The 20069-nt window shown below is 36.3% G+C and carries 17 protein-coding genes; 11 read left to right on the top strand and 6 right to left on the bottom strand.

Annotated features, from left to right (window positions below; translation table 11 throughout):
• Window positions 1-146: 146 nt before the first annotated feature.
• From AC1Q8L_RS26705 to AC1Q8L_RS26670, 8 genes are all read left to right on the top strand, one after another.
• Window positions 147-1562 carry an amino acid permease gene (locus AC1Q8L_RS26705; protein ID WP_001075764.1) on the top strand — a complete coding sequence of 472 codons (1416 nt, stop codon included), beginning with the start codon at window positions 147-149 and terminating at the stop codon, window positions 1560-1562.
• A 282-nt stretch (window positions 1563-1844) separates the two neighbouring features.
• Entirely contained in the window at window positions 1845-2720 is an 876-nt protein-coding gene (locus tag AC1Q8L_RS26700) for a cytochrome aa3 quinol oxidase subunit II (RefSeq protein ID WP_001176166.1), read from the top strand.
• Window positions 2721-2753: 33 nt separating this feature from the next.
• On the top strand, window positions 2754-4688 hold the full coding sequence (gene qoxB, locus AC1Q8L_RS26695) for a cytochrome aa3 quinol oxidase subunit I (protein WP_000762374.1): 1935 nt from the start codon (window positions 2754-2756) through the stop codon (window positions 4686-4688).
• Window positions 4689-4701: 13 nt separating this feature from the next.
• Entirely contained in the window at window positions 4702-5304 is a 603-nt protein-coding gene (gene qoxC, locus AC1Q8L_RS26690) for a cytochrome aa3 quinol oxidase subunit III (RefSeq protein ID WP_000729313.1), read from the top strand.
• On the top strand, window positions 5305-5616 hold the full coding sequence (gene qoxD, locus AC1Q8L_RS26685) for a cytochrome aa3 quinol oxidase subunit IV (protein ID WP_000068425.1): 312 nt from the start codon (window positions 5305-5307) through the stop codon (window positions 5614-5616).
• Between the two features lie 221 nt (window positions 5617-5837).
• Window positions 5838-7667, top strand: coding sequence for a monovalent cation:proton antiporter family protein (locus tag AC1Q8L_RS26680; RefSeq protein ID WP_000399979.1), 1830 nt, complete (start codon window positions 5838-5840; stop codon window positions 7665-7667).
• Between the two features lie 52 nt (window positions 7668-7719).
• Window positions 7720-7977: a DUF4022 family protein gene (locus tag AC1Q8L_RS26675; RefSeq protein ID WP_071714271.1), complete on the top strand. Its 258-nt coding sequence runs from the start codon at window positions 7720-7722 to the stop codon at window positions 7975-7977.
• Window positions 7978-7991: 14 nt separating this feature from the next.
• A complete protein-coding gene (locus tag AC1Q8L_RS26670; RefSeq protein ID WP_086387525.1) occupies window positions 7992-8429 on the top strand; it encodes a GNAT family N-acetyltransferase in 438 nt (145 codons plus the stop codon).
• Window positions 8430-8461: 32 nt separating this feature from the next.
• Here AC1Q8L_RS26670 and AC1Q8L_RS26665 read toward each other — a convergent pair whose 3' ends face one another.
• The 3 genes from AC1Q8L_RS26665 to AC1Q8L_RS26655 all read right to left on the bottom strand — a co-directional run bounded on the left by AC1Q8L_RS26665 (window position 8462) and on the right by AC1Q8L_RS26655 (window position 10597).
• Window positions 8462-8896: a hypothetical protein gene (locus AC1Q8L_RS26665; protein ID WP_000706626.1), complete on the bottom strand. Its 435-nt coding sequence runs from the start codon at window positions 8894-8896 to the stop codon at window positions 8462-8464.
• 4 nt (window positions 8897-8900) lie between these two features.
• A complete protein-coding gene (locus tag AC1Q8L_RS26660; protein ID WP_000301182.1) occupies window positions 8901-9101 on the bottom strand; it encodes a helix-turn-helix transcriptional regulator in 201 nt (66 codons plus the stop codon).
• A gap of 203 nt (window positions 9102-9304) precedes the next feature.
• Window positions 9305-10597, bottom strand: a complete 1293-nt coding sequence (locus tag AC1Q8L_RS26655) for an NCS2 family permease (protein WP_000487188.1) — start codon at window positions 10595-10597, stop codon at window positions 9305-9307.
• A gap of 280 nt (window positions 10598-10877) precedes the next feature.
• Between AC1Q8L_RS26655 and AC1Q8L_RS26650 the strand changes: the two genes are divergently transcribed.
• Window positions 10878-12269 carry an amino acid permease gene (locus tag AC1Q8L_RS26650; protein ID WP_098312144.1) on the top strand — a complete coding sequence of 464 codons (1392 nt, stop codon included), beginning with the start codon at window positions 10878-10880 and terminating at the stop codon, window positions 12267-12269.
• Between the two features lie 181 nt (window positions 12270-12450).
• Window positions 12451-13998, top strand: a complete 1548-nt coding sequence (locus AC1Q8L_RS26645; protein ID WP_098312145.1) for a DNA-binding protein — start codon at window positions 12451-12453, stop codon at window positions 13996-13998.
• A 35-nt stretch (window positions 13999-14033) separates the two neighbouring features.
• On the opposite strand, the gene AC1Q8L_RS26640 is transcribed toward AC1Q8L_RS26645, so the two are convergent.
• A complete protein-coding gene (locus AC1Q8L_RS26640) occupies window positions 14034-15755 on the bottom strand; it encodes a DUF2339 domain-containing protein (protein ID WP_000710914.1) in 1722 nt (573 codons plus the stop codon).
• 141 nt (window positions 15756-15896) lie between these two features.
• A complete protein-coding gene (gene brnQ1, locus AC1Q8L_RS26635) occupies window positions 15897-17198 on the bottom strand; it encodes a branched-chain amino acid transport system II carrier protein BrnQ1 (protein ID WP_000771685.1) in 1302 nt (433 codons plus the stop codon).
• 253 nt (window positions 17199-17451) lie between these two features.
• Between brnQ1 and AC1Q8L_RS26630 the strand changes: the two genes are divergently transcribed.
• Entirely contained in the window at window positions 17452-18837 is a 1386-nt protein-coding gene (locus AC1Q8L_RS26630; protein WP_000443144.1) for a peptide MFS transporter, read from the top strand.
• A 30-nt stretch (window positions 18838-18867) separates the two neighbouring features.
• Here AC1Q8L_RS26630 and AC1Q8L_RS26625 read toward each other — a convergent pair whose 3' ends face one another.
• Window positions 18868-19947 (bottom strand): YHYH domain-containing protein, encoded by a 1080-nt coding sequence (locus tag AC1Q8L_RS26625; RefSeq protein WP_001249804.1) that lies wholly within the window; start codon window positions 19945-19947, stop codon window positions 18868-18870.
• Window positions 19948-20069 lie beyond the last annotated feature (122 nt).

The raw sequence follows: 20069 nt of genomic DNA, 5'->3' as shown, positions 1-20069 counted from the left end.
GAGTATTTAGTCATAGTTCGTTTTTTTACATACTCCATTCATTTCATAGTAAATAAACCGAGTGTGTGTTGCATCCCCCACTAATGATTAAAAACTCAGAATAAAACGAAGTTCACACATTCAAGAAAATACGGGGTGAGGGGCATATGAATCAACAAATTGAACAAACAGATTTAAAACGAACAATGAAAAGTAGACACCTATTTATGATTGCACTCGGCGGTGTTATCGGAACCGGGCTATTTATGGGATCTGGTCAAATTGTCCATAATGCCGGACCTGGTGGTGCTATTCTTGCATTTTTAGTCGGTGGATTTGTTATGTATTTAACGATGTTATGTCTTGGTGAATTATCCGTTGCTATGCCAGAAGCAGGTTCATTCCAAAGCTATGCAAGCAAATTCATTTCACCTGGTTTTGGATTTGTTGTCGGTTGGATGTATTGGCTAAATTGGGCTGTTACAGTTGGCGTAGAGTTAACAACTGTAAGTATTTTAATGAAACGCTGGTTTCCAGACGTTTCTTCATGGATTTGGTGCGTTACATTTGCAGCAGCGCTATTTCTCGTAAACGCTTTATCAGCAAAAGCATATGCAGAAGCAGAGTTTTGGTTCGCAAGTGTAAAAGTTGCAACAATTGTTATTTTCATCGTACTTGGTGGCGCTGTTATGTTCGGTCTACTAGACTTTAATGGAAAGCCAGCTCCGATGCTTCATAATTTCACTGAAAATGGCGGGCTATTTCCAAACGGTGCATTAGCTGTTCTTCTTACGATGATTACAGTAAATTACTCCTTCCAAGGAACAGAATTAATTGGAATCGCTTCAGGAGAAAGTGAAAATCCTGAAAAAACAATTCCAAAAGCAATCAAAAATACAATTTGGCGAACTCTCTTCTTCTTCGTCTTAGCGATATCAGTTGTTGTAGGTTTACTCCCGTGGCAAGAGGCTAATCTAGTCGAAAGTCCCTTTGTACTTGTATTTGATGTAGCCGGTGTCCCATATGCAGCAGACATTATGAACTTCGTTATTATTACAGCTGTATTATCCGTTGCTAACTCTGGTCTATACGCAAATTCTCGTATGCTGTGGGCGATGGCAAAACAAGGAATGGCAAGTCCAGCGTTTACTAAATTAACTAAAAGAGGTGTACCGCTAAACGCATTAATTTTCAGTCTGATTTTTGCAAGTCTTTCTTTATTAACAAGTGTATTTGCGGCAGATACTGTCTTTCTAGTTTTAACATCTATTGCAGCGATGGCTGCTGTTGTCGTGTGGATGTCAATCGCCGCTTCACAGTTTTTCTTCCGTAGAAATTTCGTGAAAAATGGTGGCGACATAAATGATTTAAAATATCGTACACCGCTCTATCCACTAGTTCCAATCGTAGCGTTCTCGCTCAATTTCATTACATTTGTTAGTTTGGCTTTCATTCCAGATCAAAGAATTGCTCTTTATTGTGGCATTCCATTTATGATTACTTGTTACATTTTATACCAAGTTAAATATAAAAAAATTGTCAAACTTGAACAGCCACGAACTGTCACACAAGAAATAAACTAAATATACAAAATATTCAGCTATCTTTCTTATGATAAGATAGCTTTTTTCTATTTCTTGGATATCCTGGTATAACTTTATTTATCTTAAAATTTTCACAATCACGTTTTTCTCTGGAAAATAGTTTACAATGTAATCAAGTTACAAATGATATTCACCTTAAAAAGTGTGCATTTGTGTCTATTTTTTAACAATATATCAAAAACTATTGCCTTCTATAAATTAATAGGTTTATATTGTTTTATTGGCATAGTTTCAATCCAAGGAGAAAGGAGATTTTCAATCGTGCAACTAAAGAAAGCGTTTTGGAAGTTGGCTTCGCTTCTTCCGTTATCATTACTTCTGTTCCTCGGTGGCTGTGATAAAAAACTCGCAGTATTAAATCCGCAAGGACCTGTTGCAAAAGCACAGTATGATTTAATTGTTTGGTCATTCTTGCTTATGTCATTAATTATCGCAATTGTATTCATTCTGTTTACAGTCATCTTGATTCGTTATCGTGAAAAACCAGAGAATATGGACTATGAGCCACCTGAACAACACGGTAACACATTACTAGAAATTATTTGGACGCTTGTTCCTGTTATTATCGTTATCGCATTATCGATTCCAACAGTAAAAGCAACTTATGCTTCGGAAGAGGTTCCGAAAGAGTCCAAACATATTAAACCAGTTGAAATTTATGTTACATCTGCAAACTGGAAATGGTTATTCAGTTACCCAGAGGAAAAAATTGAAACCGTTAACTATTTAAACATCCCAGCTGGTGTACCAATTCAATTCAAACTGACTTCTGTCGGCCCAATGAATGCTTTCTGGGTACCAGAACTTGGTGGTATGAAGTACACAATGGATGGCATGATTATGGATCTTTATTTACAAGCTGATAAACCAGGTTCTTACCTAGGTCGTAGTGCGAACTTCTCTGGTGAAGGATTCACTCACATGGAGTTCGAAGTTGAAGCGAAAACTAAAGAGAAATATGACAAGTGGGTTAAAGAAGTACAACAAACTGCTGATAAGTTAACAGAACAGAAATACAACGAAATTATTAAACCTGGTGTAGTTGGACGCATGACGTTCTCTAGTCACCACTTAAGTTATGTAGATCCAAAATCACTTGAATATTGTGATTACAACTACTACAAAAACAAAAAATAATAGCTATTATTCCAACAGATTGGAGTGAACACAGTGAAGCTTGATGAATTCTTTGTCACAGGTGACCCGATTATTTACGGTGCAGACGCTTCTATCGTTCTTGTGACATTAGCAATCATTTTCGTACTAACAAAGTATAAAAAATGGAAATGGCTTTGGGACGAATGGTTGACAACTGTTGACCATAAAAAAATCGGAGCCATGTATATTATTTCTGCGGTTATCATGTTATTCCGTGGTGGTATGGATGGTTTAATGATCCGTGCACAGTTAACATTCCCAGAAACAACTTATTTAAACGCTGAACACTATAACGGAATCTTTACAACGCATGGTACAGTAATGATTCTTTTCATGGCAATGCCATTCGTTATGGGATTAATGAACCTTGTAGTACCATTACAAATTGGTGCTCGTGATGTTGCATATCCGTTCTTAAATGCTTTAAGTTTCTGGTTATTCTTTGTCGGAGCAATGTTATTCAACATCGCTTTCGTAATCGGTGGTTCTCCAGACGCTGGGTGGACTTCTTACTTCCCAATGGCAGGTACAGAGTTTACTTCAGGCGTAGGAAATAACTACTACGCAATTGCATTACAGATTTCAGGTCTCGGTACGCTAATGACCGGTATTAACTTCCTTGTTACTATCTTAAAAATGCGTACACCTGGTATGACTTTAATGAGAATGCCAATGTTTACTTGGTCAATCTTAATTACAACAATTATCATTATTTTCGCTTTCCCAGTATTAACAGTTGCTCTTGCATTAATGACATTTGACCGTCTATTCGATGCTCACTTCTTTACGATGGCGAGCGGCGGTATGCCGATGTTATGGGCCAACCTGTTCTGGGTATGGGGTCATCCTGAAGTATATATCGTTATTTTACCGGCATTCGGTATTTTCTCTGAAATCATTAGTACATTCTCACGTAAGCGTCTATTCGGTTACAGTGCGATGGTATACTCAATGGTTGCAATTTCTTTACTAAGTTTCGTCGTATGGCTTCACCACTTCTTCACGATGGGTGCAGGTCCAGCGGTTAACTCATTCTTCTCGATTTCGACAATGGCGATTTCGATTCCAACCGGTGTTAAGATCTTTAACTGGTTGTTTACACTGTATAAAGGACGTATCCGTTTTACAGTTCCAATGCTTTGGTCATTGGCATTTATTCCAAACTTCGTAGTCGGTGGGGTTACAGGGGTTATGCTTGGAATGGCAGCAGCTGATTATCAATACCATAACAGCTACTTCCTAATCGCTCACTTCCACTACGTATTAATTGCAGGTACAGTATTCGCTATGCTTGCTGGATTCACATTCTGGTATCCAAAAATGACTGGTCATATGTTAAATGAACGCCTAGGTAAATGGACATTCTGGATCTTTATGAGCGGATTCAACATCTGTTTCTTCCCAATGTACTTCTTAGGTTTAGACGGTATGACTCGTCGTATGTACACTTACTCTGAAAGTCTTGGATGGGGATGGCTAAACCAAATCGCATCTGTTGGTGCGGTAATGATGGGTATTGGCTTCCTACTTCTTTGCTACAACGTAATTTGGAGTGCACGTCACGGTGAACGTGACACAACTGGAGATCCATGGGATGGCCGTACACTTGAATGGGCAACTCAATCTCCTGTACAACATTACAACTTCGCGAAACTTCCTGAAATCAAAGAAGCTGATGCTTTCTGGTACATGAAAAAACGCGGAGAAACAGTTACACCAGCAGCAGAAGATATCAAACCAATTCACATGCCAAGTAACTCTGGTGTGCCTATTATTGCGTCTTTATTCTTCGGTCTTGCAGGTTTCGCATTAGTATTTAGCTGGTTCTGGCTTGCAGCAATCGGCGGCGTTGGTATTTTAGCTTGCTTAATCTATCGTTCATTCGATTATGATGATGGCTACTACGTAAGTGTTGATGAAATTAAAGAAACAGAACATATAGCATGAGAGGTGAAATGACATGGCGGCTTTAGATAAAAGCTTACCTTTGGAATATCAATCCGAACAAAGCAGATTGAATATCCTAGGATTCTGGATTTTTCTTGGGGCTGAAATTATGCTGTTCGCAACACTTTTCGCCTCTTATCTAGTCCTTGCTGGTCGTACGGCAGATGGCCCAACTCCAGCGCAACTGTTTGAACTTAAAACGCTTTTAATTCAAACATTACTACTTTTAACAAGTAGTTTCACATGTGGTATCGTAATTCACGAAATGCGTAAGCACAACCAAAAAGCAATGCTTGGATGGTTCATCCTTACATTACTTTTAGGTGCAGGTTTCCTATTCTTTGAAATCGAAGAGTTCATTATGTACATCGGTGAAGGCGCAACAATTCAAACAAGTGCTTTCCTATCTGCATTCTTCGTTCTTCTTGGAACGCATGGAGCCCACGTAACAGGCGGTATCATTTGGGCAATTTGTGTTATTATCCAAATTTTAAAACGAGGTTTAACACCAGTTACAGCTCGTAAAGTATTCATTATCAGCTTATACTGGCATTTCCTTGATCTTGTTTGGGTCTTTATTTACACACTAGTTTACTTGAACGGGATGGTGGCGTAGATGGCTCAAAACAACAATCAAGCAAACGGGCATGCGCATAGCGGATTCCCTTGGTCACACGTTTTCGGATTTATTTTATCGCTTGCATTAACGTTTCTAGCGTTATACGTGGCACTTTACACAACATTGCCACTCTCAACAGTCTTAACAACTATTATCATAATGGCTGTTGCGCAAGCATTGTTACAATTAATTATGTTCATGCATTTAAAAGAAGGAGAAGGAAGAGTTCAAATTCTTACAATGATATACAGTTTCTTCGTTGCAACTGCAACAGTTGGTTTAACTGTATGGATCTTCTTCTCAATGTAATGTACATGAAAAAGACTGCTGAGGAATCTCAGCAGTCTTTTTTTATTCTCCTCCCCCATTACATCCACATTACGGAATTAACAGCAGAATCATGAAGAATATACTTATTATGACAAATGTTAAGAAAAGTCTTTCTTTATGAAATCGAATCCATATGCGTTGCTTTTCTACCTATTATATGGCTAAATAGGTACTATATTTATTTGAAGGGAGAGAACGCAATGGAACATCATACTTCTGTTCTATCACTTATGGTTGTCGTTGCAATCGCGTTTTTCGTTCCCCTTTTGTTACAACGCTTTAAATTAAAAGCACTTCCTGTTGTCGTTGCAGAAATTATTGCAGGAATCTTTGTAGGTAAAAGTGGGTTTAATATTATTGAGCCAGATATGTGGCTTCAAGTTTTATCAACATTAGGATTTATCTTCCTCATGTTCTTAAGCGGTTTAGAAATTGATTTTTCTATCTTTAAACAAAAAGGGAAAAAAAATACGACAAACGAACCAAATACATTTCAAGCAGCAAGCATTATCTTCTTATTTATTTTCATCTTATCTTATGCCCTATCATTACTATTCGTATGGCTAGGATTTGTAGATAATGCAATGTTCATGACTTTAATTATTTCAACTATTTCTTTAGGTGTTGTTGTACCAACACTAAAAGAGAACAACCTAGGAAAAACTGCCATCGGACAAATCATTTTATTAGTTGCTGTTATTGCAGACTTAGTTACAATGATTTTACTCGCTGTTTTCGTCGGATTAAATTCCGAAAGCGGCCAAAGTATGTGGCTCTTACTTCTTCTATTCGGTGCCGGTATTGTCATTTACTTTATTGCAAAACGCTTTAAAAACATTCCATACTTAGATAGTTTAAAAGCTGGTAGTGTACAAATTGATACACGGGCTGTTTTTGCACTCATTTTAATCTTAGTTGGGTTATCGGAATCTGTTGGAGCAGAAAATATTTTAGGCGCCTTCTTAGCAGGTGTACTTGTATCGTTATTATCACCCAATGAAGATATGGTGGAAAAACTTGATTCCATCGGCTATGGTTTCTTCATCCCTATTTTCTTCGTAATGGTTGGTGTAAATCTAGAGGTATGGTCTATTTTTAAAGAGCCTTCTAGCATGCTAATGATCCCAATCTTAATTGTAGGACTCTTTATTTCAAAACTCTTACCATCACTCGTCTTACGAAAATGGTATCCACGTAATATCGTACTTGGAAGTGCAATCTTATTAACATCGACACTTTCTTTAGTTATCGCAGCTGCACAAATTGGTGAAAAACTAGGGATCATCAGTCCAAGTTTATCTGCCTCTCTTATTTTAAGCGCAGTTATTACTTGTATTTTTGCACCTATATTGTTTAAAAAAATGTTCCCAAAAGTAGAAACACCAAAACCAAAAGTAGCTATTATTGGCGCGAGCAGAATTACCCTTCCGTTATCACTAGATTTAAAACGAGAAGATTATGACGTAACGCTATATATGATGCGTCAAAACAAAATAAATGATGAGGAAGCGAAATCGCATGACTTCCCTATCGTGAAATTAGATGACATCACAATCGCATCATTAACTGAACAAACAGCATTTGATGCAGATCGCGTCGTTGTTGCAACAAGCGATGATGAACAAAACTTATTATTAGCAGAACATGCAAAAGAGCTAGGTGTTGAACATGTTATTGCAAGTGTAGAAGATCCACTTCTACAAGAAAAAGCAACGCAAGAACATATCGCTGTATTCTCAACAATTAACTCTACACGTATTTTATTACGTGCACTTATTGATAAACCTAGTCTCGTTCGCTTAATTACAACAGCAAACGAAACAGTACGCGAAGTTGAACTACGCAGCAATAAATATAACGGCATTGCGCTTCGCCGCCTTCCGTTTTTAGGTGATGTACTTGTCATTCAAATCTACCGCGGTAATAAAGCATTAATACCACATGGTGATACAAGACTACAACACGGCGATACATTACTTGTAACAGGTTCAAAAGAGCATATCGATACACTAAAAAACATATTAGAGTAAAAAAATGCCCCTCACATAATTGAGGGGCATTTTTTTAATTTCATATGGTAAAATGTTACTATCACATATTATGAGGATGGATTACATTATGTCTATTGTAACTTTAGCTCTCTTATTATTAGCGGAAGTACTCGTCGCCATTATTCTCATCGGTGTTAGCATTGAAATTTGCAGCTATGGTTGGAAAAAATCAAATGGAGTTAAATACTCATTCCTTTTTCTTTCACTCCTTCTCGGAACCGCTAGTATACTCGGCCTTCTCGCTGCACCTGCATACTTCTTTATACAACTTATAGAAAAAGGTTTATAAGAAAGGATGATAACATGATTACTGTGCAGTATATTGATGCATCCGAGACACACTTATTACGCCAAGCGGTGTTGCGTCCCAATCAGTCCCTAGGAGACTGTAAATACTCTTCTGATTACGAAAAAGACACATTCCACTTAGGTGCCTTTATAAACGATGAGTTGATTAGCATCGCTTCCTTCTCAAAAGAAATATATCCTGATTTGCAAAAAAGTATCCATTATAGACTACGAGGAATGGCAACATTACCTAACTTTCGGAACAAAAGAGCTGGAAGCTCCTTAATTCAGAAGGCAGAACAAATTTTAAAAGAACGGAAAGCAAACATCCTATGGTGTAATGGCCGAATTACTGTAACTGACTATTACAAGCGATTAGGCTTTCAGGAGCATGGTGAAATTTTTGAAATTGAACCAATTGGCCTTCATAACGTACTGTATAAAAAGATATAAGAAAAGCTTTCCTCAATACGGGAAAGCCTTTCTTATATTTCAATCTTCTCTTTTTGTTTTTTCATATATATGTATATAAACAAACTAGGAACTAAAAAACAAGCAAAAATAATAAGTGCTGTTATACTTATTTCTTTTATCGAGATATCTGGTGTTACAATGATACAAACAGCTAATATCCCCATAATAATACCTACTGGAATTAATAATAATTTCATGAAATATCTACGTGACACTCCGCCTGTGTGCTCATATACCTTTACAGAATGTTTTAAATTTAAGAAGTTAATAACTACGATACCGCCAATAAATATCATTAATAAATCCGAAACACTTTCATATCCTGCCTCTTGCAAGACATAGCGGTAAAAGATGATAGCTAGTATGACGATATTTTGTAAGATGAAAGCCAATCTAATATGTTTTAACCCTTCAATCATTAAACGTTCATCTTTCACGATTTTCACCCTATCACTCCTTTTCCTCCCAAAACAAATCATTCAATGTTTTATCTACCGCATAACAAATTTTCAAACATAAATCTAAAGATGGGTTGTATTTCCCCTTCTCAATTAAACTAATCGTTTGCCTTGTAACGCCTACTTTTTCTGCTAATTGTTGCTGTGTTAAATCTAACTGAACACGCGCGACTTTTATTTTACTTACAGCCATTCATGTTCCTCCTCCACCTTTATTGTAATGTATATATTCCATTATGTAATTTATATTTTACTAAATTAATTTAATTTCCCCATTATCCCGACTGATGCGGGCTAATACACAGTGGGGATAAATCCCCACTACTGCCTATAGTTTTACTTTATTATACACAAAAAAGGAGCCTCTCATAAGAAGCTCACTCTCCTATATCTATATTATAAGAATAAATGACATCCAAATAAAATTGTAAATAAGTATAGTAATGGATGTACTTCCTTTCCTTTACCCTTCACAATTTTCAAAACTGGATATACTAAAAATCCAATTGCAATTCCATTTGCAATACTAGACGTTAACGGAATACCTATAAAAATCAAAAATGCTGGTAACGCATCTTCAAATTCATTCCAATTAATATCTCGAATGCTTTGTGCCATTAAACTACCTACTATAATTAATGAAGGAGCTGTAATAGCGGCTACACTTGATAAAGAAGCAATAACAGGACTGAAAAATGCCGTTATAATTGTTAGACCAACAACTACAATCCCTGTTAATCCAGTTTTCCCACCTGCAGCAATACCTGCTGACGATTCAATCGTCGCTGCTGTTGGGCTTGTTCCAAAGATAGAACCTGTAGTCCCGCCAATTGCATCTGCAATAAACGCTTTACCAAAACGCTTCTCTGTATTGTCTGTAATTAAACCTGCTTGTTTAATTAAACCAAGTAATGCACCTGTTGTATCGAATAAAAGTACAAGTAAAAATGAAAATACAACACCATATAATCCGTATTCAATTACATCTGAAAATGCATTGATTGGGTTTGAAACGATAATACCCTCTGGCAAATGAGGCATCGCCACAATTTTATCAGCAAACTTCAATTGCCCTGTAAAGAAGGCGATAACTCCTGTCACAATCATACTAATAAATAATGCACCACTCACACGTAATGCCATTAATACCGCCGCTAATATTAAACCAATTAAAGTTAAAATAACAGCTGGAGAATGAAAATCACCAATCGTAACTAAATTAGAAGGATGATCCACGATAATTCCAGAAAGGCGCAATCCAATAAAAGCAATAAATAGTCCAATTCCACCTGCAATTGCATGCTTTAAACTATCAGGAATTGCTAAAATTAACTTTTGCCTAAACGAAGTAAAAGATAATAAAAGAAAAATAATCCCCGTTACAAATACAGCTGAAAAGGCAACTACATATGTAATCCCTTCTGCCTTCTGTACAACAGAATAAGCAAAATATGCATTCATTCCCATAGCTGGAGCAATAACAATCGGGTAATTCGCGAAAATCGCCATACCTACTGTTCCAACAACGGTTGCAATAATTGTTGCTGTAAACGCTTGGTCAAATGGTACACCTGCATCAGATAATATTTTTGGATTGATGACAAGAATATACGCAAATGTAAAAAAAGTTGTGATGCCAGCTAAAAACTCTTGCTTCACAGAAGTGTTATATTTTTGTAATTGAAACATGCTTATGTACCCTTCCTACACCTGAATTATTATCACACATTCTTTTCTTACTAGTATGTGAGAAAATATAATACTTAATCTTAACAATCAATAAAAAGAAGAGTCAATATATTCCCTAATAGTTCGAATTTTAAGTTTAAGTCTGACAAGTACAGATGTAGTACAGTTCATTATGATTATTTTTGTAGCATAACAGATAGAAATGTTTTATAATTTGAAATAGTTAAATATTTAGTAAACGCATTCAAATATTGTTCACTCTACAAGGGGGATTCTTCTTATGCAGCACACAAACAAATCTGGAACTTTAAATCGTGGTTTAAAAGAACGACATATTACTTTAATGTCACTTGGCTCAGCTATTGGCGTTGGGCTATTTTTAGGATCTGCTTCCGCTATTAAACTAGCCGGTCCTTCTATTTTACTAGGCTATATGATTGCCGGACTCGTTATTTTTTTCATCATGCGAGCTCTCGGGGAAATGGCAATTGAACAACCTGTTGCCGGTTCTTTTAGTAAATATGCATATGATTATATCGGCCCACTCGCTGGTTATATTACTGGCTGGAATTACTGGTTCTTATGGGTTGTTACTTGTATGGCTGAAATTACAGCAGCTGGCATTTACATGCAGTACTGGTTTCCAGATATCCCGCGCTGGACTTGGGCGTTACTTGCTCTATTGTTAATGAGCGCTTTTAACTTCTTATCGGTAAAAGTATTTGGAGAACTTGAGTTTTGGTTTGCTCTCATTAAAATTGTCGCAATTATCTGTATGATAGTTGTCGGCGCTGGTATTATTTTATTCGGATTCGGAAACGGTGGTATCGCTACTGGTATTTCAAATCTTTGGTCACATGGTGGCTGGTTCCCAAATGGTTTTTCTGGATTACTACTCTCCATGCAGATGGTACTATTCGCTTATTTAGGCGTTGAATTAATCGGTGTTACAGCTGGTGAAGCTCAAAATCCGAAGAAAACACTCGCAAAAGCAATTGATAACGTGTTTTGGAGAATATTACTGTTCTACGTAGGAGCTCTATTCGTTATGATGGCAATTTATCCATGGAACGAACTTGGTGAGAAAGGAAGCCCATTCGTATTAACATTCCAGCAAATTGGTATCGCAAAAGCAGCAGGTATTATTAACTTTGTCGTATTAACAGCAGCTCTTTCTTCTTGTAACGGTGGTTTATTTAGTACAGGCCGTATGCTATTTACATTAGCTCAGCAGAAAAAAGCTCCTGAAAGATTTGGTCGTTTAAATAAAAATGGCATTCCAAGCCAAGGAATTGTAGCAACTGCTATCGTTTTACTCATTGGTGTTATATTAAACTATCTCGTACCTGCAAAGGTATTTACATGGCTTACTAGCATTTCAACTTTCGGCGCAATTTGGACTTGGGGCATTATATTAGTTGCTCAAATTAAATTCCGTAAAAGCTTACCTACTCAAAATAAACAAAAGTTATCGTATAAAATGCCTTTATACCCATTAAGCTCATATTTCTCACTCGTTTTCCTTGTATTAGTACTAGGTATAATGGCGTATTCAGAAGATACACGAATTGCATTGATTGTCGGCCCAATTTGGCTTATCGGCTTAGCAATCGTATATTACATGAAAGGGTTTCATAAGATTGATGAAACACCTAACTCAAAAATTAGTTAAGCAAAGCATCCCTTCCTTATTACTTGGAAGGGGTGCTTTTATATCTATATAAATATTTCTCAACAAAATTCACGGTATTTTTACAATCTTTTAATATTTTTTATGTTTTCCGTCTTTATTTTTACAGAAAAATAAATTACATTATTAAAGCACATATATTTATTATTAGGGGGATTCTTCTATGAAGAATAAAAAATGGATTACATTTTCTTTAGCAACAGCAATTACACTAAGTATAGGGACCTCGTTCATACCGTCTACTTATGCCGAAAGCTCTGTAGACCCAGCTCCTGAAATTGCTGCAAAAGTTGTAAATCAAAACAATGGGAAGAAAGTATTATTCGATAATACACACGGTCAAACTGCTGGGACAGCTGACTGGGTTATTGACGGCGGCTTTTCTGACTTCGGAAATGGCATTGCAAAAAACGGTTATCACGTAAAAGAACTTCGTAAATCAACACCTATTACGTACGAAGACTTAAAAGGTTACAATGTATTTATCGTTCCAGAAGCTAATATTCCTTACAAAAAATCTGAGCAGGACGCTATGTTACAATATGTAAAAAATGGCGGTAGTATCTTCTTTATTGCCGATCATTACAATGCGGATCGTAATAAAAATCGCTGGGACTCTTCTGAAGTATTTAATGGATATAGACGCGGTGCTTGGGATAATCCAGCAAAAGGAATGTCTAATGAAGAAGCAAATTCACAAGCTATGCAAGGAGTAGAAAGCTCTGATTGGCTATCTGACAACTTCGGTATTCGCTTCCGCTACAATGCACTTGGTGATGTTTCAGCGAAAACAATTGTATCGCCTGAACAATCTTTCGGAATTACAAAAGGTGTTTCTTCTGTAGCAATGCATGCTGGTTCTACTCTAGCAATTACAAAACCAAAACTAGCAAAAGGACTTGTTTACCTTCCAGAAAATCCATCAAAATGGAATAACGCTGTTGATAGTGGCGTTTATAATGGCGGTGGTATTGCAGAAGGCCCATATGCTGCAATTGCAAAAGTAGGACTTGGAAAAGCTGCCTTTATTGGTGACTCTTCTCCTGTTGAAGATGCTACGCCAAAGTACGTTCGTGAAGATTCTGGCCAAACAAAGAAAACTTACGATGGTTATAAAGAAGAAAACGATGCGATTTTATTAGAAAACATCGTAAATTGGTTATCGAATAAAGAGACATTTACAAGTTTAGATCAAGTAAATGGTTTACAACTTGATTCACCTACAGCTCTACAAACATTTGAACAGCCAAGCTTATCAACAGAACCACAACCTGAACCTTGGAGTGCACCAAATGCGGGTTATCAATGGTTTAATACAAATACTTTTAAACCAGGTTCATACGGTTATAACGGTGCGGTAACAACAAGCGACTACGTCGTTACACATCCTAGCATTCTACCAAACAATGAAATTTTCCAAATGAAGATTCAAGTAAACAACTTACTACCTAATACAACTTATAACAACTATTCTTTAGGTATATTCACTACTGGTGGAACACAAGTAGCAAAAATTCAAAATACAAACGGCACTTGGCCATCTGCTTTTGGATATAGTAGTGCCTTCTCTTTCACAACAAACAGCTTAGGCTCTGCTGAGAAAGTTGTAAATGTACAGATTGATTCAAATACAACTGGACAAGCAACTCTTCGTCTACGCCAAAATACAACAACGAAATATAATGAAACTGTAACGATTAATAAGAAATAATGAAAAAGGCAATCCATACATGGATTGCCTTCTTCTCACTTCTCTTCCTTCGAGAAAAACATTCTTGAAATAACGATACCTATACTACCGACGATTAGGAATAACACTGCCCTAATCATCATCGATACCTCTGGTAAGTCAAGTAGGAATAACTTCCCTACCGTTACTACTAATACGATTAATCCAGCATATAATATTTCATTCATCTGTCTATAACGGCCAAACCAAACTGCAAATAACGCATATATCATCCATAATAACGATACAGATACGCTAATTATACTTCCATCTGTAGAAAGAACTTCACCAATTCTAGTGATTGTAATAAATACAATGACCATTAACCAGTAGAGCACTATAGAGTACACATACTTACCCATACTCGCTAACACTTCTTTCGCTTGTCTCATGCAATAATAGAACGTTCCTATTAAAATAAGATGAGCAACAAAACCTGCCGAAATAAATTCATCAAACGGGCTAAAAATCGTCTGTATCATTCCAATTGCGTAAACCGTCGCACTAACATACAATTTTATCTGTTGTTTTGCTTTAATAGAAGTGACCATGCCGAGGAAACCTTGTAATAATAGTACAATCGCTGCATTCACTAAACTATACTCGTATAAAATCGCTAAACTAAATGCTCCCATTGCGAAACCAAATAAGAGATTTGTAAATGTAGAATGTCTATTCTTCCTATACTCAAGCACAAACATAGCAGCGTGCACAATTGCACTAATAATCAATCCCCATGTTGTAAAATCAGGTATTTTGGCAATAGCTAGTATAAAGAAAACTGCATTCGCACTAAATATCGCCAAACGTGGTTCTGGTATAAAACTTCTCTCCGTAAACATATGCCAAAATAATAGTAAATGAATCAAACCATATACAATCGTTAACTGTATTTGCAAGTTCTCTACTAATATTGACATAACAGCAAAGAAGACAAAAAGAACAATGGCCGCGACAGCGTAAGAAATCATATATAAGTATTTATAACGATTTTTCAATCCATACCATAATAAACTAAGTGTTAATATCGTCTCGTATCCAAAGAAAATATAAGGATTAGGAGTCGTACTATTTAACAAGAATGGCACGAAGAACGCTCCTACCGCTACGAAGATAGTAAGGTATTCCGAGTTATATCTTTTCGCTAAATAAATCCCTAAAATAACCCATGCAATATTAAAGAGAAACGCGATACTTGCCGGAATAAATGCATACAAATAATGTGCCGCAAACGTCGTTAAAACAATCCCCGAAATACTTCCTCCAACCAATACTAATCCTAACGCCTGCCGCTCTCTTTTAATTTGAATATCTCCTATATAATACAAACCGATAGATAATGCGATACCAAACATAATTCGTATTGCTGGTGTTAATAAACCAGCATCTACTCCTGCTTTAAATAACCAGATCACTCCAAGCAACATAATACCGACAAATACACGCGGTAACCACGTTTGACAAAACTTAATAATATTAAATGGCTCTGGTTTAAAAACAGATATATCTACTTGTTTTACCTCATATTCTTGCACAGGCTCTTTTATCGTAACTATTTCTTCTTTTGGCTTTTCCTCCATTACCGTTTCAATATATTCTTTCTTTTCCTTACTAACATGTTGCTGAGCGTTTTCTACTTCTATTTCCCTTTGCTTCACTTTTAATTCAGCAAGTGCCTCTTGAATTGTTTCAATTGCCGTTTCGAGTGCTTCTATTTTCTTATCCAAATCCTTCTTCATACGCTACCCCCTTATTCGTAACTCTCATTAAACCTATATATTACCAATTATCTTTATCATACTCTTAGTCTATTCATTTTCAATAGTATTTTTTCCAAAAAAAGAAAGATGCCTTCCCAAAATAGGAAAACACCTTTTTACTCATTTATTCTTATTTAGAACAATGCTAACGATGACACCAACACACACGCCTATAATAGCTGGAACTATCCACCCAACACCTTCTGTATAAAATGGAATGTATTTTAATACTGACGTCCACTGATTCATCATTACATTTTTATTTAAAATATCAATTGCACTAAATATCCCTACAACCCAAACAGTTACTGCATATACGTATGCATACCTCTCAATATACTTATGGAATAACCCTAGAATAATAAGCGTTAATGCAATTGGATAAATAAATCCAAGAATTGGTACTGATACTTTTAAAATTTGCGTTAATCCTAAATTAGCTAAGATCATACTAACAACGCTTACTATAAATGCCCACACTTTATAAGATACTTTCGGAAATGCAATCGCAAAAAATTGACTACAAGACGTAACAAGTCCAATTGAAACACATAAACAAGCGATAGTAAAAATAAGACCTAATAAAACGACTCCGCCCTGTCCAAATAATGTAATCATAACTTGTGCTAACACTTTCGCACCGTTATCAAATGTTCCTAATGAGCCACTAATTGCCCCCACATATCCAAGGATGACATAAATAATAGATAATAATAGTCCTGCCCCAATTCCAGCAATACTCATATATTTCGCCAAACCTTTATCATCTTCAATACCCTTTGCACGTAATGCATTTGCAATAACAATTCCAAAGATTAAAGCAGCTAACGCATCCATTGTTAAATATCCATCTAAAAACCCTTGAAACATAGGAGCTTGGCCATAGTTCCCTATTGGTTCTTTCATATCTCCTACTGTTGTAAACATACTCTTTATAAAAATAAGTGCAATCATACATAATAATAACGGCGTCAAGACTTTTCCAAACAACCCCATTAGTTTAGATGGTGATAAACTTAACCAGTAAACAATACTAAAGAAAATAACTGTATAAAACAATAATACTCCGCTTCCTGCTTCAGGGAATAACTGACCTGGCCCCATTTCAAAGGCTAAACTTCCCGCACGTGGTATACCAAGCCCAGGTCCAATAAATACGTACACGATACATGGAAAAATAATTGCAAATGAAGAATGAACTCTACACGCTAACGTTTGAAAACTTCCTGCTTTTGCAATAGAGATAACACCTAATATAGGAAGACCTGTTGCTGATATAATAAATCCTACTAATGAAATCCACACATGTTCTCCTGCTTCATATCCAAGAAAAGGTGGGAATATAAGATTCCCTGCTCCAAAGAACATCGAAAATAACATAAGACTAATAAGTAAAATTTCTTTTTTCTGTAACAATTTCATTTCTTTCTCCTTCTTTAATTTCATCTCTTATGAAATCAATTCCACATATAAAAAAAGTAAAATAACCCGCTTCCTTACAAAGAAAACATAGTCCATAGTCTATCACAAAAGAAACACCCCTTCTATAGCTATTCCCTTTTTCCAATTTCTTCTGAAAAATCAACCTTTATTGACTTATAATAGTTAATAAGGTAAAATATTAAATGTACAAAATTATTAACTTTGTTTTTGTTTGTGTCAGGAGGAAAATAACATGGAATCAGCGATACAACTAGAAAGAGAACAACAAAGAAAAAAGAAACATCCTCCAGGTTTATACTTACTCTTCTTTACAGAAATGTGGGAAAGATTTAGTTACTATGGATTACGAGGATTATTAACATTATATTTAACGACAGCTTTAGTAAGCGGTGGTCTTGGGTTTAGTCCCGCATGGGCACTCTCTATTTACGGATTTTACACTGGAGCCTGTTATTTCACACCAATGATTGGTGGATACTTAACAGATCGTTTTCTAGGTAGACGAAAAGCGATCACAATTGGTGGTATAACAATGGCAATCGGTAACCTTACACTATTTGCCTTGCAAAACCAATTAGGCCTATACCTCGGATTAGCGCTTATTATTATCGGTAACGGATTCTTCAAACCGAACATCTCTACACTGGTTGGGGAATTATACGAAGAGAACGATCCAAAACGTGATAGTGCATTTACCATTTTCTATATGGGTATTAACGTCGGGTCATTTTTAGCTCCACTCGTTTGCGGATTTTTATCAGAAAATTTATTCAAAACAACAGTTGATGGCGTTGTACATTACGGATTCCGTTACGGTTTCTTAGCCGCTTCAATCGGAATGATTATTGGACAAATTTTATTTACAACACTATCAAATCGCTTCCTTGGTAATATCGGTAAAAAACCAACTCGCGATTTACAAACAGCTGCTGGACAACCATCAGTAGGAGATACACCATTAACAAAAAAAGAAAAACAACGTACCGCAGTTATCGTCATTTTAACATGCTTCGTTGTCTTCTTCTGGGCTGGCTTTGAACAAGCTGGTAGCTCATTAACATTATATACAAACAAATTTGTAGACCGCTCTGTGTTCGGATGGGAAGTTCCAACATCTTGGTTCCAATCGGTCAATCCATTATTTATTATTTTGCTTGCTCCAGTCATTTCTGCATTATGGGCAAAACTTGCAACTCGCAAGCGCGGTGATTTAAAAATCCCAACTAAAATGGGACTTGGGATGATCTTGCTCGGTATCGGTTATATCATTCTCGTTATCGCTACATTAAAAACAGGTAGTGATGAACATAACATTACAGAAAAAGCAAACTTACTATTTATCGTCTTTACGTATCTTTTCCATACGTTAGGTGAGCTATTCTTATCACCTGTCGGACTATCAATGGTTAGTGCGCTTGCTCCGGTAAAATTAGCATCTTTACTAATGGGTGTATGGCTAGCAAGTTCAGGTATCGCCAACATTTTAGGCGGACAACTTGCAAGCTTCACAACTTCACTTGGATACGCTGAAGTATTCACAGTTATTGGCGCTGTGGCAATTGTATTAGGTTGTGTTTTATTATTAATTTCTAAGAAATTAGTGAAATGGATGGATTAAAAAAGATGAGGAATTTCTCCTCATCTTTTTTTATGCTGTTTTACCTTTTTCGATTGCTTGTTCGTACAGCTCTTTATGTTCTTTATATTCACTTGGTACGAAACTCTTATAGAAGAATGAGAACCAGCTGTCTCCCTTTTTATACCCTTCTTCTCGAATTTCCGCTGCTTTTTTATTCGATTTAAATCCTTCAGTAAACCATTTCTTTAACAATTCATTTCTTTCATACTTAGCAGGAACTTTTAAATCATAGTTTTCAAATGCATACTTATAGCCAGCTTTTTCTACTGCCTTTTTTGTAGATTTATAGCCTTTTTCATACGCTATTTCATATGCCTTCACGTATACTTCTTTCTCTCTATTTCCAGGATTCTTTTCAGCTAATTCTTTCCCTGTCTTTTCCCCTAATTCAGCTTGCTCTTTTTCAATTTTTTCTACTCTTTCTTTATTCCCTACTTTGAACCCGTCTGCAAAGTTTACCTTAAACTCTGGAGCAACTTGACTATCGTCCATCGTCTCTTGCGCTAAACCTTGTTCTTTTCCTTTTTCAAAATGCGTTTTCTTCTGCTCTTCTAAAGACCATGCGGCTGCATAAGTCGCTTTAAACGCTTGTTTATATGCATCAGATTTTCCAGCTACATGCACTTCTGCATCATTTTTTCCTGCTTTAAAATCAGTTTCTCCATTCTTTTGACCTTCAAGTTGACCTTTTTCAATATCAGCTTGGCGCTGCGCTTCCTCTTGTTTACGTGCCTCTTCAGCTTTTCTTTGTTCCTCGGCTACACGTTGTCTCTCTTCTTCAGCTTTACGCTGTGCTTCTGCAGCACGTTGTTTTTCAACCTCAGTATTGTGCTGGGCTTCTGCTTGTCTCTCAGCTTCTACAGCACTATTATTATTCTGGCTAGGAGCTGGGCTCGTTGCACCACTACTAGAAGCTGGTTTATTGTGATAATGATATTCCCCGTACTGTAATCCCCATTTCTCACAATTTGTACGACACGTATGTCCGCCATTAGCATCTGTACGCCCTGGATGCGCATAAGCTGAAATTGGGGCTACCAATAACGCTATACTCGTTGTTAAAAGAAGTTTCTTCACCTGTTGTCTCACTCTTGTTCCTCCCAAAATATAGAATTCTAACTTTATTATACATAAATAGAAGAATACTTAAATACCAATCAAAATATTCTATTATTTCTCAACATTAGTAAAAAAGAAGGTGAACTCTTTAA

Source organism: Bacillus sp. GW823-FHT06A11, from assembly GCF_058795355.1.
Note: the sequence above shows the minus strand (reverse complement) of the source record. Positions and strands in the feature narration are given on the sequence as shown.

Bases quoted from the DNA above. Each gene is read 5' to 3' on its own strand.
- AC1Q8L_RS26640 (WP_000710914.1), bottom strand. From the start codon at position 15,755: ATGAAGAAGGATTTGGATAAGAAAATAGAAGCACTCGAAACGGCAATT.
- AC1Q8L_RS26705 (WP_001075764.1), top strand. From the start codon at position 147: ATGAATCAACAAATTGAACAAACAGATTTAAAACGAACAATGAAAAGT.
- AC1Q8L_RS26660 (WP_000301182.1), bottom strand. From the start codon at position 9,101: ATGGCTGTAAGTAAAATAAAAGTCGCGCGTGTTCAGTTAGATTTAACA.
- AC1Q8L_RS26630 (WP_000443144.1), top strand. From the start codon at position 17,452: ATGGAATCAGCGATACAACTAGAAAGAGAACAACAAAGAAAAAAGAAA.
- qoxC (WP_000729313.1), top strand. From the start codon at position 4,702: ATGGCGGCTTTAGATAAAAGCTTACCTTTGGAATATCAATCCGAACAA.
- AC1Q8L_RS26675 (WP_071714271.1), top strand. From the start codon at position 7,720: ATGTTACTATCACATATTATGAGGATGGATTACATTATGTCTATTGTA.
- brnQ1 (WP_000771685.1), bottom strand. From the start codon at position 17,198: ATGAAATTGTTACAGAAAAAAGAAATTTTACTTATTAGTCTTATGTTA.
- qoxD (WP_000068425.1), top strand. From the start codon at position 5,305: ATGGCTCAAAACAACAATCAAGCAAACGGGCATGCGCATAGCGGATTC.
- AC1Q8L_RS26655 (WP_000487188.1), bottom strand. From the start codon at position 10,597: ATGTTTCAATTACAAAAATATAACACTTCTGTGAAGCAAGAGTTTTTA.
- AC1Q8L_RS26650 (WP_098312144.1), top strand. From the start codon at position 10,878: ATGCAGCACACAAACAAATCTGGAACTTTAAATCGTGGTTTAAAAGAA.
- AC1Q8L_RS26670 (WP_086387525.1), top strand. From the start codon at position 7,992: ATGATTACTGTGCAGTATATTGATGCATCCGAGACACACTTATTACGC.
- AC1Q8L_RS26645 (WP_098312145.1), top strand. From the start codon at position 12,451: ATGAAGAATAAAAAATGGATTACATTTTCTTTAGCAACAGCAATTACA.
- AC1Q8L_RS26680 (WP_000399979.1), top strand. From the start codon at position 5,838: ATGGAACATCATACTTCTGTTCTATCACTTATGGTTGTCGTTGCAATC.